Here is a 17,080-nt window from a genome sequence, read left to right as displayed (position 1 = left end):
ATCTATAAGGATATCTCTTTCGTGTAAGCCTTTAAGTCCGGGAAAAACTCATTATAGCTTTCGGCTATTTCCTTATAATGATTTTCGAAATCGGTGAATATATGCGCATTGTCGGGCAGATAGGCCGCCCGTTGCTGCAGCCGGCCGAAGCTGCGCTCTATCATCCAGTTGTAGCGGTAGTTGAAAAACCAGTCCTCACTTTTCATATACATGAACATACTGCAAAATCTGGATGGCAGAATTTCTGCGTATTGTTCGATCTGTGAATAACATTTAGCCGCGAATCCTTTCCAGCCTTCTTCCGGCTCGTTCAACTTATCTAAAGCCAGAAAATGATCGTACGAGACATCCAGAAAAGGACCTGCATATTTATGAGCCGACGACCGGAATACCTCCATCGCCCGCAAGGTAACCGGATGGCTGTCGGTGTATGCGTCAATGTGCCTGTGTATATGTATTCCATGCTGTATCCGTTCGGGATATTGCTCTATTTGTTTGCCTTTTACCAGATCGGCAATCATATTCCCAATCAGTATATCAGGATCTCCGAACGACAAATATGCATGTGCCAGAAAATTCATGTTTTTGTACTTTACGAATGAGAGGCAAAGATAGCGTTTTTATCGGTATAACGGCTTATAAAAAGAACCCCTCTGTTTAAGAAGGGTTTTTTATTCATGTTTCTTTTTAAGTTTGTTTACAGCCGACTCCAGCGATTCGGTAGGCTCTATAATATTGAAATCTTCCCAGAAGTTTTTATCTGAGAAATCACTGACCTTATCCGACAAGGACTGGTTTTGCTTGAATGCCAGTTTGTTCGGGATGTTGGTTATATCTTCTTCTTTACGGTCGGTTACCACCATCTCGGAAACTACCTCGTAGTTGGTGGAGAAGAAAAAGAAACGTTTCTTCCAGTCACATTTAAAGCGGATATCATTCCGTATATAATTGAGGTAGCTGCGTCCTCCCCGCTCTCTGTATGTGACGATGAATGATACTTCTTCCGGCTTGAAGTGCAGCTTTGCCGGTTTTTTTATCAGGATAGCCTGCGTGGCTTTGTTGCGGTCATCCATATTCAGACTGAATTCAGCCCTCGAAAAAGTGAGAGTCTGCTTGTCTATATAATATTTTCCATGATACAATGCATATGGAAGGATTGGGATAGGTGTAAAACTGATGACATAATGAAGCCGCTCATTTATCATCACACTTTCTTCCATTGTGTAGGCGTAGTGGTCTAAAGTTTCGGCATCCAGCAAAATGTCATCCGTGTTTTTCACTACGTCTAAATAAACAGCAAGGGTAGGGCCTCCCAGAAGCTTAACTACAAGTGTATCGCCAGGCTTGGGGCTAATCAGCTTTCTGCCCTTGAAGATTTGTACCTTATCTCTTCGCGTGTCTGCTTTATAGGAAGACTTATAAATATCGATGACCGCTTCGGAGATATTAATGTAATTCCGCCCTTTTTTTACTGTTTCCCGGTAGAATCCGGTCAATAAGTTTGGATTTAGGCTATAGTTATCTTCGATTTTTTGAATGGCTGCTTTTACCAGTTCACGGGGATTAGTCGGATGTACAACTACTTCCGACAGCTTATTCTCGTTTGCCGTAAGCAGTATTGTTACATTATACATATTTCGTCCCTCGATAGGCAGAATATAGTTTATATAACCTATATGTGATATTTCTACCGCCTTAGCCCGTACGCCGTCTTTTATTTTGATTGTAAATTCCCCGTCGGCGTTGGTGATAGTTCCGATATTTGTACCCGGGACGGATACGCTTACATATTCCATATTTTTTTTAGTACGTCTATCTTTCACCACCCCGCTTATTGAGGTGTAATCCACACCGACCTGTGCCCATAATGGAACTGCAAAAAAGAGAAACAGGAGCAATATGGCTGAATGTGCAGTAGGTTTATAATTTGCTTTCATGTTCTTCAGCTATTTAGTTAAGTACCAGATTCCTGCTTATATAATATAAACATACGGGATTATTATAATGTTTAATGACTAACAAGAGTTGCACAATGCTTATCACGACTAAAAGATAATAATAAAATCTGAATAAATCGCTGTTTACCTTTGGGATTTTCACTGGACAGAAGGTGCCGTCACCAGAGCCTTTATCTGTTCAGAAATAGAGTTGACCGGGAAGTGTTTTTCGAAAAACAGGCTTGGCAATGCAGTTAATGGGTGCGTAAGTATCAATAAATAATGTTGTATTATGCTTTGGGCTATGATAATATTACTTTTTTTGTTTACATTTGCAATCAGCGTCGGTATATTTTCTAATATTCAAACATCATCATATATAAAAATAGATGCGAATCTTTTGGTACATTACGAAACAAGGCTATAACAAAACAATTTTAGAGGAACATCCACATGGAATTATTATATCCACAGGAACATCTCACCTGCTATAATTACGAAAAAGGAGAAAGGCCTACAATAGAGAAAGTCGGTATAAAAAAAGGACAGAAATGGGAATTGTTTTCCATTGACAATAAAGCTTTTTTTGTACTGAATGGCAGTTTGCGTTTTTCTTTTGGGGAATTTTCCGGAAGAAGTATAATTGCAGGCAAGATAATGTTGATTCCATCGGGGAGCCAGATGGTTTTCCGTGCTGAGGAAGATTGTGTTTTTATCATTATCCGTTTACATGATACGAAGCATCTGTGCGATTGCTTTTCTTTAGATGTTTTGCTCCGGGAGAAAACAGATGGTTTTGAACCTGATTTGTATTATCTGGACATAAATGAAAGGGTAGAATCTTTTCTTTCATTTTTGGATATTTGTATGACCGACGGCTTGAAATGTACATATTATTTCGAGTTGAAGGCCAAAGAGTTTTATTTTCTTCTACGGGCTTATTACGAAAAGGCAGATCTTTTAGGCTTTTTCTATCCCTTGCTTAGTAAAGATATTTCCTTCTCCGATCTGGTTATAAAAAATCATTACAAAGCCAAGACTGTTCAGGAACTGGCCGATTTGACCCATTACAGTCTTTCCGGCTTTCAGAAACGATTTAAGAAAGTATTTGGCGTATCGGCATATCATTGGATGAAAGACGTGCGCTCAAAATCCATATATCATCAGATAAACAGTACTGAGAAATCATTCAAAGAAATAAGTGATGAATATGGTTTCTCTTCACCTTCCCACTTTAACGACTTTTGCAAAGTCCATTTTGGTACAACACCGGGCAGGATTCGCCGAAAAAAAACTGCAAATAAAATATAGTATGGCAGAAAGGCACGAATTCTGAAAAAGCGGGTGTTTTTATGTAATGATAGAGGCTCGTAATTCCGTACATTTGTAATGTAAATATATGAGGAAAATATATTTATTTAAATGAAGACCTGAATAGGTTGTAGTTTAACTCTATTATTGTGTAGTTTTGTAAAGTTTGTGTTAAGGTTGGAAAGTCTGCGAAGGGAATTTGCGGACTTTTTACATTATTATTGTATCCGGGATCAGATTACACAGTCCGTGTATTATCTTTTAAACAAGTAGTAGGTTTAGGTTAAACAAATTACCATCTGCTGGTTTTATCGCTTCGCGCTTCTAAAAAGCAAAAAGCAATCAGAGTCAGCTTTTTGTGTCTTTGGAAACGGGTTTTTGGCTACGGAGACAAAAGTTTTCAACAGAGTCTTTTATTCCATCATAATCTATAAGATTATTATTATCTTTGTTTGAATAATGAGTTATAAATTACATATTATTCAGCGTATATCTTCATATGGGGGATTGCAGCCTGTAAGTTCTGGATATTCATTTAAAGTAGATTTTCAGATATGAAATATATATCGGTTTTTTGCGGTTCATCATCAGGAAACGAGAGCGTTTTTGTGGAACAGGCAATATTATTAGGGAAAATTATAGCCCGCAGAGGATATGGCGTTATCTATGGAGGTGCACATGTAGGATTGATGGGTGCTGTAGCCAATGGCGCACTGGAAGAAAATGGTGAGGTAATTGGCGTAATACCCGAATTCCTTAAACAAAAGGAATTGGAGCATAAAAATATAACCAAAATGCATATCGTAGAAACGATGCATGCACGTAAAGCTTTAATGAATGAACTTAGTGATGCAGTGATAGCCCTCCCAGGAGGCTACGGAACTATGGAGGAACTGTTTGAAATGCTTACATGGGCGCAGTTGGCCTTGCATAAGAAACCTGTAGCTTTGCTTAATACGGGAGGATATTACGACCCTTTGGTAGCCATGTCCGAAAAAATGATAGAAAAGGGGTTCCTGAAAGATGAATATAGGGATATCATGATTGTAGAAAGTAATGTAGATACCCTATTAGATAAGATGGAATTGTTCGTACCCCTCAAAAACGATAAATGGTTCGAAGTAAAGTAAGACGGTAGCGACCGTGACACAACCATAATTAACACAACTAACAAAACAAACTAAATGAGAACTATTTTTTTTATTGTACTCTCATTGCCCATTGTTGCAATGGGGTATGCACAAAAACAGGAAGGTAAGGTAAGTAAGTTTCGCTTAGAAAGAAACAAGAATATAAATACCAGAAGCGGTTATAATCACTTTATGCTCGATATAGTAAAAGATATAGATGTAGTTTATACACAGTATGAAGAACTGGTACAGAGGGTTTGGGATAATAAAGTCGATATGGATTTACATAAGACCTCCGGCGCCCCGCTCAAAGAGATGAATAACATCCGTACCGAAATAGTGAACATGCCGATATATCCGGGTGGACTCGAATACCGTAATTCTGTTCTCGATTACCTGGAGGCTGTAAAGCAAAAGATAGTGGTATTGGAAAAATTCGGTATTCTCGGGGCCGACGCCAATTCCGATATACAACTGTATTATGAGACAAGCCGTAAATTTCAGGAGGCGGATAATGTTACTATAGATAAACGAAATAAGGTGAGAAGGCAGAAGACGATTTATGAGCGAACTGCATATGTTGAATAGTTAATAATAAGAATTATGGCATTAAACATAGGGGATAAGATCCCGGATATATTAGGAATAAATCAAGACGGGGAAACCGTTAAATCCAGCGACTATGCGGGACAAAAACTCGTACTCTATTTTTATCCTAAAGACAGTACCCCCGGATGTACCGCAGAGGCATGTAGTTTCAGGGATAATTTTTCGAAGCTGCGTAAAGCCGGATATCAGATACTGGGAGTAAGTGTGGATGATGAGAAAGCCCATAAGAAGTTTATAGAGAAGCAACAATTACCATTCCCTCTAATAGCCGATACTGGCAAGAAACTGGTAGAGGCATTTGGAGTCTGGGGTGAGAAAACATTTATGGGGCGTAAATTCATGGGTACTTTCCGTACAACATTCCTTATCGATGAATCAGGGACTATCGAGCAAATAATAGGCCCTAAAGAGATAAAGACCAAAGAGCATGCGGAGCAAATATTAAAACAATTATAAACAAACCAAAAGAAAGAAACTGATAATGGCAGAAGAGAAAGAAAAGAAAGCTGCGCCGAATACAGAGAAACTTAAAGCTCTGCAGGCTGCAATGGATAAAATAGAGAAAAGCTACGGTAAAGGCTCGATAATGAAAATGGGAGATGATAAGGTGGATGAAATTTCTGTCATTCCTACAGGTTCTATCGCGTTGAATGCCGCTCTTGGAGTGGGAGGATATCCTCGTGGCAGGGTAATCGAAATATACGGCCCCGAATCGTCCGGAAAAACAACATTGGCCATACATGCTATTGCCGAAGCCCAAAAAGCCGGAGGTATCGCAGCGTTTATCGATGCAGAGCATGCTTTCGACCGCTTCTATGCAGAGAAATTGGGAGTGGATATAGAGAACCTTTATATTTCCCAGCCTGATAGCGGAGAGCAGGCATTGGAGATCGCGGAGCAGTTGATTCGTTCGTCGGCTATAGATATCGTAGTGATAGACTCTGTGGCTGCACTGACACCGAAGGCTGAGCTCGAAGGTGAAATGGGAGACTCTAAAATGGGGCTTCAGGCCCGTCTGATGTCTCAGGCTTTACGTAAGTTGACGGCAGCTATCAATAAAACCAGTACCACATGTGTCTTTATCAACCAGTTACGTGACAAAATCGGAGTTATGTTCGGTTCGCCGGAAACAACAACGGGAGGTAATGCCCTCAAGTACTATGCTTCTGTACGTCTCGATATCCGTCGTATCGGCCAGCTAAAAGACGGTGATGAAGTGAAAGGTAGCCAGACCCGTGTGAAGGTAGCCAAGAATAAAGTTGCCCCACCATTCCGTAAAGCTGAATTCGACATCATGTACGGAGAGGGAATTTCCCGTTCCGGTGAGATTATCGACCTCGGTGCCGAACTAGGGATCATCAAGAAGAGCGGCTCATGGTACAGTTACAATGATACAAAGTTGGGGCAAGGACGTGAAGCGGCAAAGGATATGGTGAAAGACAATCCGGAGCTTGCCGAAGAACTTGAAAACCTGATTTTTGCAGCATTGCAGGCAAAGAAATAAGAATACTTCATTAGATAAAGAGGCCTCGGAGAATTACCATCCGAGGCTTTTTTTATTGCTTATTTTTTGTTGCTGCTGTTCATCACTTTTTGTACGTCTTCTGCCGTGAAATTACCCATGATACGGATGACCGTACATTCTTCGGGGGCATTGATGAACATTATCAGGTCTTTGAAGTTATCCTTCTCCTTACGGGCGTAAAAGGTTATATTATCGCCTTTATCTTTAATGGCCATCAGAGTCTCGTATGTTTTGCCCTTCGTAAGTCCTTCAAATTCCATTCTGATGAGTTTTGCCGCGTCCTTACTTTGGCTGCTGTAGATCTCCAGTTGTTCCAGTTTTCCGGCCAGTGATTTTATATCGGCACCGCCGGCTCCGACATCCATCTTCGGCATCATGCTGAGTAATGCCTTGGAGATGTAGACGGTGGAGATGTCCTTGCTATCCGAAAGCCTGTCGAACATATTGTTTTGCGATTGCATAGTAGCAAAACCGGCCAGGAGCAATATAGCTGTAATGAACACTTTTATTTTCATGATTCTTTATCTTTTTTGCGATTAAGCGTTTTGTTTAATATTTCATTTGATTTGTCAAGGCTTGAAGTGACTATGGCCAGCTGGTTCACACCCTTATTAAAGTTAGAAGACAATAGTATAAGTGCGTCTTCTGCTTCTTTTAAGGCTTTCTTATCAGCTTCACTGAGGTTTTCTGCTGTTTGCTGCTTTGGGCTTACTGTTGGTTGGCCTGCATCAGGCTTATTGTTGAAGTAGAATGTAACGGAAATCAATACGGCTATACAGGCTGCTGCGCTTCCTACCCATCTCAGCAGATGCTTTCTGTTAGATCCGGCATTTATCTCTGCTTTCTGTTTTTCTTCCGAAGCAAGATTGTCAATAAGGTTTTCCAGTTTCGTCTCCAAAGCCGGAGGTACATCGATCGGTTCTGCCTGATACATGCTGAGGAAAACTTCTTTCTCATCCAGTAGTTCATCGGCGACATATTCACTGCTAAAATATTCCAGCAATCTCAGTTCTTCTGCGGCAGTTGTTTCTCCGTTGTAGAAAGCATCCAGCATTATTTTTATTTCGTCCGTTTTCATCACTGTTGTATTTTTATGAATTGTTCGCGTATCGTTTTTCTTGCCCTTGAGAGTATTACCCTAATATTTCCCGGGCTGATTCCCGTTATCTGTTCTATTTCTTCATCCGAATACCCGTCCCAATGCTTCATTATCATAACTTGCCGTTGCTGTTCAGGCAACCTGTTTATCAGTTTTTTTACCCGTTCGGCTTCATCCTGTACTTCTATCTGTTTGACCAGGGAATCCGTTTCGGGAATATCTGTGTCATAATTGGTATGGTGATCGTTTTTTGTTTTCCGTAAAAAATCCAGGCATGTGTTTCTGAGTATAATAATGGAGAAAGCTTCGGTATTTTCTATATTCTGCATATCCCCGCGTTTATTCCAGAGCTTTATAAATGTTTCCTGGACTATGTCCTCGGCATTTGCGGCATCCTGTACAATACGATAAGCTATTCGATACAATTTTTGATGATATGGGAGAAATACTTTTTTAAAAGTTTCCGCATCCATCTATTTCTTGTTCTTCGTCTGTTCTTTAACTATATCCTCCAAATCGGATTGCTCCAGTCTGCCACTCATTTTTACCAAAACGATATCGTCTTCATCCACGACAAAGATATATACGTCCGATACTGCTTCCCCGTTCTTCTTAGCTATGATGCGTACATTATCTTCACCGTCCTTGACTCTTACCAGTGTAGAATATATATCATCATCTTTGAATGAGTTCAGGTTCTCCAGTACCGTATTTCTTGTATCGGGAGCACCCTCCTCCAATGTGACCACCTGTATAGAATCTATCTTCTGCATAAACGAAGGCATTTTTGATTTCAATTCCCCTGTCGGGTCCTGAGCCTGAGCCTGCGCCATGGAAGCACCCAGCATGGTCTTGTCTACTACCTGACGTTGCGCCTTTTCATTTTTTGCCACTTCTTCCATCAGACGATCCAGGTCCTGAGCTGTTGCGATATGGGTTCCTGCTAATATTAGGATAAAAAATACTATAAACTTTTTCATAAATCGATTGTGTTTTACTTTGTTATTTTTATTTGTCGTATTTGTTTACCAGTTCGGCAATGTCATTATCTTTTATTTTACCCGAAAACCGGATTATTGCAGGGTCGTGTTCGTCCATGCATAATATTATCATTTCTTTGATGGTATCTTTATCTTTCTTTACCATAATGCGTACACCATCACTTTTATCTTTGGCATAAATCAGGGTTTCATAACCTCCTCCGTCTTTCAGCTTATTGAATTGTTTCGCTAAATCTTTTTTCAGGCCATTGTCACAAGACGATAAATCATATATCTCCATAGAATGTATCCCCCTTGCTACCGGTATGTCGCCTGCACCACCAAATGCTTTACCCAGAGACATCATGAACTTTCCTATTTTTACTTTCTCTATATTTTCAGTTTTAGTCAGCTTCTTCAATAACTGGTCTATATTCTGTGCCGGTGCAGCCAGTATAATGCCAAAAAGAAACACTGAACAAAATAAATATTTTTTCATAACAGTTCCTATATAAAAGTTAGTAAATTAATAATAGATGCGCGCTTTCATCTGCTTTCAAATACTAAGACGGAACAGTCCGGAAATTTGTTACAGCAAAAAGAACTAAAAAAGAAATTAAAATTTATTCACCTGTTATACAGTGTTTTAATATTGTAATTTTTGTCCGGAAGTTGAAAAAGGTAACAAAGGTAACACTTATTTCAGTTAACAGTAAACAGTCAGCAGTTAACAGTAAACAGTATTTCATGCAGAGACGCTAAGACGCAAAAGGTAACAAAGGTAACAGTCTTTTTAGTCTTTGTGCCCTTTGTGATTTCCTTCGTGTACTTAGTGGTTAAATCTCTTTACCACAAGGGGCACAAAGATTTACACAAAGAGCACTATATAAAAAGTAACAAAGGTAACAGATATATCAGTAAACAGTAAACAGTCAACAACTCGTATTTTGTATCTCGTATCTTGTCTACTTGCAACCCATAACTGCCCGAAGGGCGCAGTAACTCGTAACTATATCAAAAAAGTTACAAAAGTTACACTTTTTCCACTATTTTTTATCTGTTACTTTTTTCCCTCTCTGTAAGTCCCCTTAGGAGATTGAGGGGGCTCGTTCATCCTTTCAAAGAGCTATCAGCTAACAGCCAAAGGCTATCAGCTAATATATAGATAAACTTTTATAAAACTAAAACAGAAAAGAAAAAGCCACAGGTTCTGCCTGTAGCTTTTCATATTGGAATGGAGGTTGGGGAAATTATTCCACAGTGCCTTTTGTAAATTCAAGAACAACATTTCCGTCTTTGAAGAAAGTCAGTTTATCTCCGTTCAATCCTGCTTGCAGAGGACTGGCGAGAAGTCCTGTAAATAAATCTTCCCCTTTCAGGCTGGGACAAGCCATTTTTGTAGACATTACCGGACCAAAAGTAACAGTGTTTTCCTGTAATGTATATGCTGTGCGGTATGTGTTACAGCCACCGTTGCCAAATGCTCTTCCGTCTGCCGTAAATTCCATTGTAGGGGTCTTTCCTGTAAACAGTGTGGCCATATCACCACCTGCTATAGATGTAAGAGTCCATACACCTGCCAGATTTTCCGCATTTACGATATTCGTAGCAGCAGTTATCTTGGGCGCTTCACCTTTTTCGAATTGTAGTATTACGGTCTTATCTTCAGACAGCGTCAGTAATCCATCTTTGTCTATCGATAAGATGAGGTCGGGAGTAGAAAGCGCAGTAAAAAACTGGGGTTCTTTATTCGCCTGTACACACATCATCATTGTAGCAGCCAGATTAGGCGCTGAAAATTCATTCTTATCAGTCAGCGTAAAAGCTCCGGTAAATCCGTTACACCCGCCATTACCGGCAATCAGGTTTTTGGAAAAATCGAATTGTAGATAGGGCAATGTTCCTGCAAATGCAGTTTTAGCATCTTCGCCTTTCAGTTTTTTTAGGGTCCAATAACCTTCGAGTTGGGTTTTATCAACTGGCTTTACCGAATTGCAGCTTTGTAAGCCGAATGTAAGTGTTATAATTGCGATAACAAGAATCGCAGGATTTAAAATACGTTTCATAATTGATATTTTAATAATAATTCTATTCCTTTAGCTCAAATCTGTCGGCATCTTTCCATACAGGGAATTTTGCCCTGAATTGTTCCAACTCCGATTTTGATATACAAATAGTTCTTACCTCCCCGAGGTTCAGACCGAGAGAAAGTATTTCATTCCCTTTAGCATCGATAATTTTTGAGCCGCCTTCGTGTGCCAACCCGTTTCCATCTTTTCCTATGCGGTTTACACCACATACATAACTCATGTTTTCCAGTGCACGGGCTGTTAGCAGGGTATTCCATACTTTTGCCCGCGAAGCCGGCCAGTTAGCCGTATATATAAGCAGGTCATACTCATTGTTAATATTTCTGGCCCATACGGGAAACCGTAAGTCGTAACAAATAAGTAAACAGATACTGAAGCCTTTATGTTCAAAAATCAAACGTTCACCTCCTGCCGAAAAAGATTGAGGTTCGGCCCCCATGCGAAAGAGATGGTGTTTATCGTAATAGAATTCCTTATCAGGACTAATGAAAAATCCCCGGTTGTAAAAGTTCCCGTTATCTTTGGCAATATAACTTCCACATACGGCAACATCATATTGCCTGGCCCATTGCTTCAATAAGGTTATAGAGGTGCCGCTAACCGGTTCGGCCAGATTGCGGCTGTTCATGGAAAAGCCTGTAGTACACATTTCGGGCAGGGTTATAACGTCTGTTTTTCCCTCGAGCCCCGATACAACAGTGTGTATGTAATCAAGGTTTTTCTGTTTATTTTCCCATGCAATGTCGTATTGCACAAGACTGATCCTGAGCTTACGGTCTTGTAGCATAGCATTTTTTTTAGTGAAAAGTGAAAAATATTTTTCGTTTTTTCACTCTTTGTTTTTCATTTTAAAGAAAAATACTCCGGATGCTTCGCAGTTACTCCTTTATAACAGTCTTTAATTATATTCAGATCGGCGTCCACGTCTCCTGTGGGCACCAGTATTTTCTTGAAATCAGCTTCTTTTTTTCCGTAATCGAGTGCCGCAACAACGATCGGTACGTTAGCAGCCAGGGCTATAAAATAGAATCCTTTTTTCCATTCCGCATTCAACTTTCGGGTAGCTTCGGGGGTTATAGCCAGTTGGAAGCTATCTTTCTCAGCATATATCTCCGACATCTGTTCTGTCAGAGAAGTTTTCCGGGAACGGTCCACGGGGATACCGCCTAGTCCTTTGAAAATAAGATTCATAGGGAAGAAGAACCATTCTTTTTTTATCAGGAACGATGCTTTTCTTCCTAATGCACTATAAACTGTCAACCCTAAAGGCAAATCCCAGTTGCTGGTATGCGGAGCTACACAAATGACACATTTTTCAGGAAGGTCTGTATGCCCTGTAATTCTCCAGCCGGTAAGGCGGAGAATAAATTTACTAAAACTTTTCATTAACCCAATGACGCTATTTCTTTGGCAATTGAATTTGTTTGTTCCTGAATGTCAACTCTTAATTTTTTGTAATAAGATTTAACCCTGCCTTTTACTTCTTTACCTTCATTTACATTCACCCGTTTCAACAGATCATTCTGTACTTCTACTATACGGGTAATGACTTTATCGGCTGCCTCCTTGTCTGCATCGACTACGAATATCTTATAAAACAGACAGTCTGTATATAATAATTCTATCGTTGCAATTATACTTTTTTTTAGTTTTCGCCTGCTACTCATAAGAAAATATTTTTTATACGTTTATATCTTTATTATCTTTGTGCTCCTTTTTAAAGGAAAGAGAGATTTAATGTCTTGTCTTTAAATCATAACCGGCACCGGCGTTTTATTTAGACATACAATAAATAGATCTGGAACCTTAGGTTGCGGAGCAAAGGTACTAAAAAAGATACTGATAAACTTACGCATTGAAAATTAATAAGTATTAAATTAAAGAAACCACAAAACGATACAGTATATAGCATAATATGGCAAAACAAAATGATAATCCCGACTATATCTTCGAAACAAGTTGGGAGGTTTGCAACAAAGTAGGAGGGATATATACGGTATTATCTACCCGGGCTAAGTCGATGCAGGATATATGCAGGGACAAAGTTATATTTATAGGACCGGATGTATGGACTGAAAAAGAAAGTCCGTGGTTTAAAGAAGATAAAACCCTTTTGCCGGACTGGAAAAAAACTGCGATGAAGCAGGACCGGTTGAACATTCGTGTCGGCCGTTGGGATGTTCCCGGACAACCTATCGTGGTGCTTGTCGACTTTAACCAGTTTTTTCCCGCTAAGGATGCGATTTATGGTGACATGTGGCATAAATTCGGCGTGGATTCCCTGCATGCCTATGGTGACTATGACGAGTCCTGTATGTTTGCATATGCTTCAGGTGCTGTCATCGAAAGTTTTTATAAATATCACAAACTTCAGGATGAAAATGTAGTCGCCCACTTCAACGAATGGATGCTGGGAATGGGTGCACTGTATATAAAAGACCGCCTGCCCAAAGTGGGGACGCTCTTTACTACGCACGCCACGTCTATCGGGCGTTCTATAGCCGGAAACGGCAAACCTCTTTACAATTATCTGTCGGCCTATGATAGCGACCAGATGGCGCGCGAGCTGAACATGGAAGCAAAGCATTCCATAGAAAAGGTTGCCGCGCAGCATGTCGACTGTTTTACGACAGTGAGCGATATTACAGCCCGTGAGTGCCGCCAGTTGCTTCATCGCGATCCTGTAGTGACGCCTAACGGATTCGAAAAAGATTTTATCCCGGTAGGACAGGAGCACGAAGAAAAACGCCTTGCCGCCCGTAAGAAACTTATAAACGTAGCAGAAAAATTATTGGGATATGATATCCAGGAAGACGCTTTACTGGTTGCAACCAGCGGGCGTTATGAATATCGCAACAAAGGTATAGATGTATTCATCGACGCCATGCACCGCTTGGAGCAGATAAAGCAACTCGAAAAAGACGTGATTGCGTTCATAATGGTGCCAGCGTGGATTAGCGGGCCCCGTGCCGATCTGCAGGACAGGTTAAAACTGAAGAAGACTCCGGTTGCTGCTCTCAGCCATCCGCATATAACTCATTGGCTCCGCAATATGAACCACGATTCGGTATTGAACCAGATCAGTTATCTGAAAATGGAAAATAAAGCGGAAGACCGGGTGAAAATTATTTTTGTTCCGTCTTATCTCAACGGCAATGATGGTATATTCAATATGCCGTATTATGATTTGCTTATCGGCTTGGATGTCACTGTATTCCCTTCTTACTATGAGCCCTGGGGCTATACGCCACACGAAAGCATTGCATTCTCCGTACCTACCATTACTACTTCCCTGGCCGGATTCGGACTCTGGATGCGTAAGATGGGCGATGAAAAAGGAATGGATGACGGAGCAGAGGTTATAACCCGTGATGATTACAACTTTATTGAAGTATCGGAAGATATCTGCAACCGCGTATTCGAAATGACGACAAAAAGTAATGAACAGGAGAGGATACTGCGTCAGGCGGCTTTGGACAGGGCTGATATGGCCGATTGGAAACATTTCTTCAAATATTATCAGGATGCTTACCGCCTTGCCCTGGCCGAAGCCGCAAACAGGACCTGATTTTTCCGGCTTATTGCAAACGTTTGCAATAAGCCGGGGAAACTTAAACAAAATATATAGGGAAAAGAAGCATCAGATTTATTATATTTGTAGCTTCGCGAAATTAAACAAACCACAAAACATATCCGTTATAAAAGGAGCGAGGATAGGAATCTATACAGTTTAAATAATATATTTATGAGAATTAAAGCAAGTTATTCTAACACTCCCTCTTGGAGGAGTGCTTATACACAAGTGAATCTGCCGAAAGAATTGCTGCCATTGGAAAAAATGGCACGTAACCTGTGGTGGGTATGGAACAACGACGCAACAGACCTTTTCGCCGAATTTGATCCTGAACTTTGGAGAAAAAGCGAACACAATCCGGTTATCTTACTACAGAAAATTTCTTACGAAAGAATTGATGAAATCCTTAAAGACTCTATCCTGATGGATAAAGTGAAAAAAGTGATTAAGAATTTCGAATCATATATAGCCGAAAAATTTGATAAAGCAAAACCATCCGTTGCATATTTCAGTATGGAATATGGTTTTTCGCATGTATTGAAGATTTATTCAGGAGGTCTTGGGGTATTGGCCGGCGACTATCTGAAAGAAGCCAGTGATAGCCACGTAGACCTCACAGGGGTTGGTTTCCTGTACCGTTATGGATATTTCACTCAGTCTATTTCTCCTGATGGCCAACAGGTGGCTAATTATGAGCCACAGAATTTTGGCGAATTACCGCTCGATCCGGTATTGAACGAAGACGGAAACCAGATGATCCTGGCTGTGCCGTACCCTGATAGGGATATCTATGCAAATGTATGGAGAGTGAACGTAGGCCGTATTAGCCTGTATTTGCTTGATACCGATCTGGATCTGAACAGTGAATATGACCGTCCAATTACTCACCAGCTATATGGCGGAGACTGGGAGAACCGTCTGAAACAGGAATACTTGTTAGGTATCGGTGGTATTTTGCTACTTAACAAACTGGGAATTAAGAAAGAAATATATCATTGTAATGAAGGCCATGCCGCATTGATTAATGTTCAGCGTCTGCTTGATCTTATCGAAGGTGAAGGGCTTACATTCAATCAGGCATTGGAAGTTGTACGTGCTTCGGGTCTGTACACAGTGCATACTCCGGTTCCGGCAGGACACGACTATTTCGATGAAGGTTTGCTCGGTAAATATCTTGGCAGCTATCCGGCCCGCCTGGGTATCTCATGGCAGGATTTTGTAGATATGGGGCGTGAGCATCCGGGAAGCGGGGAAAAATTCAGTATGAGTGTGTTTGCGCTCAATACCTGTCTCGAAGCCAATGGCGTAAGTTACCTGCATGGAATCGTTTCGCGCCATATGTTCCAGCCTGTATGGCCGGGATACTTTCCTGAAGAGCTACATGTAGGACATGTAACCAATGGTGTACACATGCCGACATGGACTGCAAAGGAAATGAAAGAACTATATGAGAGGACATTCGATAAGAATTTCTATAACGACCAGTCTAATCATGAAATATGGGATAATATATACAGCGTACCCGATGCTGAAATATGGAAACTGCGTCTGGCGATGAAGAAGCGTTTGGTTTCTTATGTTCAGGAGCAAATGAAAGAAGGATGGATAAAGAACCAGAAAGCGCCGTCCGCAATATTCAATATTGTGGATAAAATCAATCCGGATGCGCTGTTGGTAGGTTTTGGCCGACGTTTTGCGACATATAAGCGCGCTCATTTGTTGTTTACCGATCTCGACCGTTTGTCGAAACTTGTAAATAACGAAAAATATCCGATACAGTTCCTGTACACAGGAAAAGCCCACCCGGCCGATGGAGCCGGACAAGGTTTGATCAAGCAGATTGTAGAGATCTCGCGCCGTCCTGAATTTTTCGGAAAGATCATTTTCCTTGAAAACTATGATATGCGTCTTGCCAAACGCCTTATTTCGGGTGTTGATATCTGGTTGAATACACCGACACGCCCATTGGAGGCTTCCGGTACATCCGGCGAAAAAGCTGAGATGAACGGAGTGCTCAACTTCTCTGTCCTTGACGGATGGTGGTATGAAGGCTACCGTAAGGATGCCGGCTGGTGCCTGACAGAAAAGCGGACTTATACCAATCAGGCATATCAGGATGAACTGGATGCCTCGGAAATATATGCTATGTTCGAGAACGAGATACTGCCGTTGTATTATGCCCGTAATTCGAAAGGATATTCCCCCGAATGGATTCAATATATCAAGAACTCTATCGCCAATATCGCGCCGGAATATACAACCAAGCGTATGATCGACGATTATATCAAGAACTTCTATAAACCCGAAGAAGGCCGTTCTAAACTGGTTACAGCCAATAACTATTCTAAGGCTAAGGAATTGGCTGCATGGAAAGAAGATACCGCCGCTAATTGGGATAAATTCACCGTAGAGCAATTGACGTTTAACGGACAGGATTTAAGAGACGGGGCCGGGCTTTCTTCTCCTAACCTTACCGAAGGTGAAAAGATGAAAGTGGAAGTAGTCCTTGATAAAAAGGAAATGAAAGGTGATTTGGGTGTAGAATGCGTACTGACTGAATATGACGCGGAGAAGAAGGTTGATAAATTCATATCGGCTCAGGAATTCAGGTTAGTAAAGCAGGAAGGTTCGAAACTGTATTTCGAAATGAATGCTGAAGCTAAAATACCGGGCTTGTGTAATTTCGCATACCGTGTATTCCCTAAACATCCGGACATGGCTCACCGCATGGATTTTGCATATGTGCGTTGGATCTGAAAACTTTAGATATAAGATAGTGGGGGCGGCTTCGTAATGAAGCCGCTTTCTTTTTGTTTATGATATAA

General features: G+C 40.8%; 18 protein-coding genes. 7 read left to right on the top strand and 11 right to left on the bottom strand.

The window, feature by feature from the left end:
• Positions 1-2: 2 nt before the first annotated feature.
• A complete protein-coding gene (locus ACFO6W_RS18370; protein WP_379999087.1) occupies positions 3-581 on the bottom strand; it encodes an acyl carrier protein phosphodiesterase in 579 nt (192 codons plus the stop codon).
• Positions 582-671: 90 nt separating this feature from the next.
• Positions 672-1,937, bottom strand: coding sequence for a carboxypeptidase-like regulatory domain-containing protein (locus tag ACFO6W_RS18365; protein WP_379999085.1), 1,266 nt, complete (start codon positions 1,935-1,937; stop codon positions 672-674).
• Between the two features lie 453 nt (positions 1,938-2,390).
• On the opposite strand from ACFO6W_RS18365, the gene ACFO6W_RS18360 reads away from it, so the two are divergent.
• The 5 genes from ACFO6W_RS18360 to recA all read left to right on the top strand — a co-directional run bounded on the left by ACFO6W_RS18360 (position 2,391) and on the right by recA (position 6,491).
• A complete protein-coding gene (locus ACFO6W_RS18360) occupies positions 2,391-3,248 on the top strand; it encodes a helix-turn-helix domain-containing protein (protein ID WP_379999083.1) in 858 nt (285 codons plus the stop codon).
• 554 nt (positions 3,249-3,802) lie between these two features.
• Positions 3,803-4,378 (top strand): LOG family protein, encoded by a 576-nt coding sequence (locus ACFO6W_RS18355; protein ID WP_379999081.1) that lies wholly within the window; start codon positions 3,803-3,805, stop codon positions 4,376-4,378.
• Positions 4,379-4,432: 54 nt separating this feature from the next.
• The gene (locus ACFO6W_RS18350) at positions 4,433-4,966 is read left to right on the top strand and encodes a hypothetical protein (RefSeq protein ID WP_379999080.1); all 534 of its coding nucleotides are present in this window, start codon (positions 4,433-4,435) and stop codon (positions 4,964-4,966) included.
• Between the two features lie 15 nt (positions 4,967-4,981).
• Entirely contained in the window at positions 4,982-5,443 is a 462-nt protein-coding gene (gene bcp / locus ACFO6W_RS18345) for a thioredoxin-dependent thiol peroxidase (protein WP_379999078.1), read from the top strand.
• Between the two features lie 25 nt (positions 5,444-5,468).
• The gene (gene recA, locus ACFO6W_RS18340; RefSeq protein ID WP_379999076.1) at positions 5,469-6,491 is read left to right on the top strand and encodes a recombinase RecA; all 1,023 of its coding nucleotides are present in this window, start codon (positions 5,469-5,471) and stop codon (positions 6,489-6,491) included.
• A 59-nt stretch (positions 6,492-6,550) separates the two neighbouring features.
• Here recA and ACFO6W_RS18335 read toward each other — a convergent pair whose 3' ends face one another.
• The 9 genes from ACFO6W_RS18335 to ACFO6W_RS18295 form a co-directional block, all read right to left on the bottom strand.
• Entirely contained in the window at positions 6,551-7,027 is a 477-nt protein-coding gene (locus ACFO6W_RS18335; RefSeq protein ID WP_379999074.1) for a DUF4252 domain-containing protein, read from the bottom strand.
• A complete protein-coding gene (locus tag ACFO6W_RS18330) occupies positions 7,024-7,590 on the bottom strand; it encodes a hypothetical protein (RefSeq protein WP_379999072.1) in 567 nt (188 codons plus the stop codon). The genes ACFO6W_RS18335 and ACFO6W_RS18330 overlap by 4 nt, the downstream gene beginning before the upstream one ends.
• Positions 7,590-8,084, bottom strand: coding sequence for an RNA polymerase sigma factor (locus ACFO6W_RS18325; protein WP_379999070.1), 495 nt, complete (start codon positions 8,082-8,084; stop codon positions 7,590-7,592). Before ACFO6W_RS18325 ends, ACFO6W_RS18330 begins: the two co-directional genes overlap by 1 nt.
• Positions 8,085-8,591, bottom strand: coding sequence for a DUF4252 domain-containing protein (locus ACFO6W_RS18320; RefSeq protein WP_379999068.1), 507 nt, complete (start codon positions 8,589-8,591; stop codon positions 8,085-8,087).
• 28 nt (positions 8,592-8,619) lie between these two features.
• Positions 8,620-9,090 (bottom strand): DUF4252 domain-containing protein, encoded by a 471-nt coding sequence (locus ACFO6W_RS18315; protein WP_379999066.1) that lies wholly within the window; start codon positions 9,088-9,090, stop codon positions 8,620-8,622.
• Between the two features lie 751 nt (positions 9,091-9,841).
• Positions 9,842-10,657, bottom strand: coding sequence for an META domain-containing protein (locus tag ACFO6W_RS18310; protein WP_379999064.1), 816 nt, complete (start codon positions 10,655-10,657; stop codon positions 9,842-9,844).
• 22 nt (positions 10,658-10,679) lie between these two features.
• Positions 10,680-11,468, bottom strand: coding sequence for a nitrilase family protein (locus ACFO6W_RS18305; RefSeq protein WP_379999062.1), 789 nt, complete (start codon positions 11,466-11,468; stop codon positions 10,680-10,682).
• A 56-nt stretch (positions 11,469-11,524) separates the two neighbouring features.
• A complete protein-coding gene (locus ACFO6W_RS18300; RefSeq protein WP_379999060.1) occupies positions 11,525-12,067 on the bottom strand; it encodes a 1-acyl-sn-glycerol-3-phosphate acyltransferase in 543 nt (180 codons plus the stop codon).
• The gene (locus tag ACFO6W_RS18295; protein WP_379999058.1) at positions 12,067-12,348 is read right to left on the bottom strand and encodes a hypothetical protein; all 282 of its coding nucleotides are present in this window, start codon (positions 12,346-12,348) and stop codon (positions 12,067-12,069) included. The genes ACFO6W_RS18300 and ACFO6W_RS18295 overlap by 1 nt, the downstream gene beginning before the upstream one ends.
• A gap of 248 nt (positions 12,349-12,596) precedes the next feature.
• On the opposite strand from ACFO6W_RS18295, the gene ACFO6W_RS18290 reads away from it, so the two are divergent.
• Positions 12,597-14,249, top strand: coding sequence for a glycogen/starch synthase (locus ACFO6W_RS18290; RefSeq protein ID WP_379999056.1), 1,653 nt, complete (start codon positions 12,597-12,599; stop codon positions 14,247-14,249).
• Positions 14,250-14,426: 177 nt separating this feature from the next.
• Positions 14,427-17,012 (top strand): alpha-glucan family phosphorylase, encoded by a 2,586-nt coding sequence (gene glgP, locus ACFO6W_RS18285; RefSeq protein ID WP_379999054.1) that lies wholly within the window; start codon positions 14,427-14,429, stop codon positions 17,010-17,012.
• Positions 17,013-17,080: the final 68 nt, after the last annotated feature.

The organism is Dysgonomonas termitidis (assembly GCF_042654545.1).
In the GTDB taxonomy this organism is placed as follows: domain Bacteria; phylum Bacteroidota; class Bacteroidia; order Bacteroidales; family Dysgonomonadaceae; genus Dysgonomonas; species Dysgonomonas termitidis.
This window is presented reverse-complemented; position numbering and strand designations above follow the sequence as displayed.

What these genes read in the sequence shown, in the direction of transcription:
- ACFO6W_RS18370 (WP_379999087.1), bottom strand. Translation starts at nt 581, where the DNA reads ATGAATTTTCTGGCACATGCATATTTGTCGTTCGGAGATCCTGATATA.
- ACFO6W_RS18365 (WP_379999085.1), bottom strand. Translation starts at nt 1,937, where the DNA reads ATGAAAGCAAATTATAAACCTACTGCACATTCAGCCATATTGCTCCTG.
- ACFO6W_RS18360 (WP_379999083.1), top strand. Translation starts at nt 2,391, where the DNA reads ATGGAATTATTATATCCACAGGAACATCTCACCTGCTATAATTACGAA.
- ACFO6W_RS18355 (WP_379999081.1), top strand. Translation starts at nt 3,803, where the DNA reads ATGAAATATATATCGGTTTTTTGCGGTTCATCATCAGGAAACGAGAGC.
- ACFO6W_RS18350 (WP_379999080.1), top strand. Translation starts at nt 4,433, where the DNA reads ATGAGAACTATTTTTTTTATTGTACTCTCATTGCCCATTGTTGCAATG.
- bcp (WP_379999078.1), top strand. Translation starts at nt 4,982, where the DNA reads ATGGCATTAAACATAGGGGATAAGATCCCGGATATATTAGGAATAAAT.
- recA (WP_379999076.1), top strand. Translation starts at nt 5,469, where the DNA reads ATGGCAGAAGAGAAAGAAAAGAAAGCTGCGCCGAATACAGAGAAACTT.
- ACFO6W_RS18335 (WP_379999074.1), bottom strand. Translation starts at nt 7,027, where the DNA reads ATGAAAATAAAAGTGTTCATTACAGCTATATTGCTCCTGGCCGGTTTT.
- ACFO6W_RS18330 (WP_379999072.1), bottom strand. Translation starts at nt 7,590, where the DNA reads ATGAAAACGGACGAAATAAAAATAATGCTGGATGCTTTCTACAACGGA.
- ACFO6W_RS18325 (WP_379999070.1), bottom strand. Translation starts at nt 8,084, where the DNA reads ATGGATGCGGAAACTTTTAAAAAAGTATTTCTCCCATATCATCAAAAA.
- ACFO6W_RS18320 (WP_379999068.1), bottom strand. Translation starts at nt 8,591, where the DNA reads ATGAAAAAGTTTATAGTATTTTTTATCCTAATATTAGCAGGAACCCAT.
- ACFO6W_RS18315 (WP_379999066.1), bottom strand. Translation starts at nt 9,090, where the DNA reads ATGAAAAAATATTTATTTTGTTCAGTGTTTCTTTTTGGCATTATACTG.
- ACFO6W_RS18310 (WP_379999064.1), bottom strand. Translation starts at nt 10,657, where the DNA reads ATGAAACGTATTTTAAATCCTGCGATTCTTGTTATCGCAATTATAACA.
- ACFO6W_RS18305 (WP_379999062.1), bottom strand. Translation starts at nt 11,468, where the DNA reads ATGCTACAAGACCGTAAGCTCAGGATCAGTCTTGTGCAATACGACATT.
- ACFO6W_RS18300 (WP_379999060.1), bottom strand. Translation starts at nt 12,067, where the DNA reads ATGAAAAGTTTTAGTAAATTTATTCTCCGCCTTACCGGCTGGAGAATT.
- ACFO6W_RS18295 (WP_379999058.1), bottom strand. Translation starts at nt 12,348, where the DNA reads ATGAGTAGCAGGCGAAAACTAAAAAAAAGTATAATTGCAACGATAGAA.
- ACFO6W_RS18290 (WP_379999056.1), top strand. Translation starts at nt 12,597, where the DNA reads ATGGCAAAACAAAATGATAATCCCGACTATATCTTCGAAACAAGTTGG.
- glgP (WP_379999054.1), top strand. Translation starts at nt 14,427, where the DNA reads ATGAGAATTAAAGCAAGTTATTCTAACACTCCCTCTTGGAGGAGTGCT.